Genomic DNA, 1840 nt, shown 5'->3' with positions numbered 1-1840 from the left:
GCCGCCGCGCAGGCCGCCGGCCGCATCGCCGCGCGCCTGGCCGCCACGCCCGGCGAGCCGCCGGCCGGCGCGCATGTGGCCTTCGTGTTCGGCAACGAGCGCTTCGGCCTGCCCAACGAGGCCGTGGCGCGCTGCGCGGCGGTCACGCACATTCCGGCCAACCCGGCCTACACTTCGCTCAACCTGGCGCAGGCCGTGCAGCTGATCGCCTACGAGATGCGGCTGGCCCTGCTGGCGCCGCGCGCCACGCCGCTGGCCGAGATCGGCTATGCTGGCGAGCCGGCCACCGCCGAGCAGGTCGAGGCCATGTTCGGCCACCTGCAGACGGGGCTCGAGGCGATCGGCTTTCTCGACCCGGCCGCGCCCAAGAAGCTGATGCCGCGCCTGCGCCGGCTGCTGGCGCGCAGCGGGCTGGAGCGCGAAGAAGTGAACATCCTGCGCGGCATCGCCAAGCACATGTTGCTGGCCGCGCGCGGCGAGGTCCCCGGCGCCGCGCGCGCGCCGGGCAAACAGGAGACGTAAGCGGTGGTGCAGATTCCTGCCTTCGGCGCGATCCACGCGATCGGCCTGACGACAACTGGCCCGGCAGTTGGCCCGACAGCCGGCCCGGTAGCCGGCACGACGACCGGGCCGTTCCGCGCGCCCGCGCGATGTTGACGGCCGGCGCCGCCGGCGTCCGCCAGCGCGGACGGGGCGGCGCACGCGCAGTCAATGTCCATGACGGCAGCAGGGCACCAAATCTCTTACACTCCCTGCTCCGTTCCCACCGGCCAACGACCATGCCGGCGATCGCGTTTCCACCCCGGCGCACCTGACCGGGCCGGGGCCCGCGGCGCACGGCAGGGCAACACGACACGACCACGATGTTCTCTCGTCTGAAGGAAGATATCGACGCCATCATGCGGCGCGATCCCGCCGCGCGCAGCCGTCTCGAGGTGCTGACCTGCTATCCCGGCCTGCATGCCGTGGTGTTCCACCGCTTCGCGCACGCCTGCTGGAACGCGGGCTTTCACTGGCTGGGGCGCTGGATCTCGCACTGGTCGCGCTTTCTCACCGGCATCGAGATCCACCCGGGCGCCAAGGTCGGGCGGCGCGTGTTCATCGACCACGGCATGGGCGTGGTGGTGGGCGAGACCGCCGAGATCGGCGACGACTGCACCATCTACCAGGGCGTGACGCTGGGCGGCACCTCGCTCTACAAGGGGCAGAAGCGGCATCCCACGCTGGGCGCGGGCGTGGTGGTCAGCGCCGGCGCCAAGGTGCTGGGCGGCTACACCATCGGCGACGGCGCGCGCATCGGCTCCAACGCCGTGGTGCTCAAGCCGGTGCCGCCGGGCGCCACCGCGGTGGGCGTGCCGGCGCGCATCATCCTGCCCGACGCGCCCGGCGCGCAGCAGGGCGCCAAGCAGGAATTCTCGGCCTACGGCATCACGCCCAACGCGGACGACCCGGTCTCGCTGGCGCTCAAGAGCCTGATCGACAACGCCGCGCAGCAGCACGAGCGGCTGGAGATCGTGATGGCCGCGCTGGACCGGCTCGGCGAGCATCTCGAGAACACGCCGAACGACCGGTTCGACGCCAGCGAGCTGCGCAAGCTGATGAAGTGACGATGATGGCGGCGCGGGGCCGCGCCGGGCGCGCTCAGTCCGCCTGCGGCAGCACGCTGAAGCCGCTGGCGTCGAGCTGCAGCACCGCCGCGCGCGGGCGCCGGCCGTCGAGGTCCCAGTCGGTCAGCACCCAGCGCACGCCTTCGGCGCTTTCGTGGCGCGCGGGGCGGTGGGTGTGGCCGTGCACCAGCACCGGCGCGCGGCTGGCGCGCAGCAGCGCGGCCACCGCCTGC

General features: G+C 73.1%; 2 protein-coding genes and 1 pseudogene. 2 read left to right on the top strand and 1 reads right to left on the bottom strand.

Features of this window, described 5'->3' with window-relative positions:
• Both K206_RS0136025 and cysE read left to right on the top strand, forming a co-directional pair.
• Positions 1-522, top strand: a 522-nt coding sequence (locus tag K206_RS0136025) for an RNA methyltransferase (RefSeq protein ID WP_020207080.1), incomplete at its 5' end; no start/stop codon positions are given.
• Positions 523-863: 341 nt separating this feature from the next.
• On the top strand, positions 864-1607 hold the full coding sequence (cysE, locus tag K206_RS0136020; RefSeq protein WP_020207079.1) for a serine O-acetyltransferase: 744 nt from the start codon (positions 864-866) through the stop codon (positions 1605-1607).
• 34 nt (positions 1608-1641) lie between these two features.
• Here the strand turns inward: cysE and K206_RS44090 are convergent.
• A pseudogene (locus K206_RS44090) lies at positions 1642-1840 on the bottom strand (UDP-2,3-diacylglucosamine diphosphatase); the annotation flags it as partial.

Origin of the sequence: Cupriavidus sp. WS (assembly GCF_000395345.1) — a bacterium.
Classification (GTDB): Bacteria; Pseudomonadota; Gammaproteobacteria; order Burkholderiales; family Burkholderiaceae; genus Cupriavidus; species Cupriavidus basilensis_B.
This window is presented reverse-complemented; position numbering and strand designations above follow the sequence as displayed.

Coding starts and splice junctions, on each gene's coding strand:
- cysE (WP_020207079.1), top strand. CDS start 864: ATGTTCTCTCGTCTGAAGGAAGATATCGACGCCATCATGCGGCGCGAT.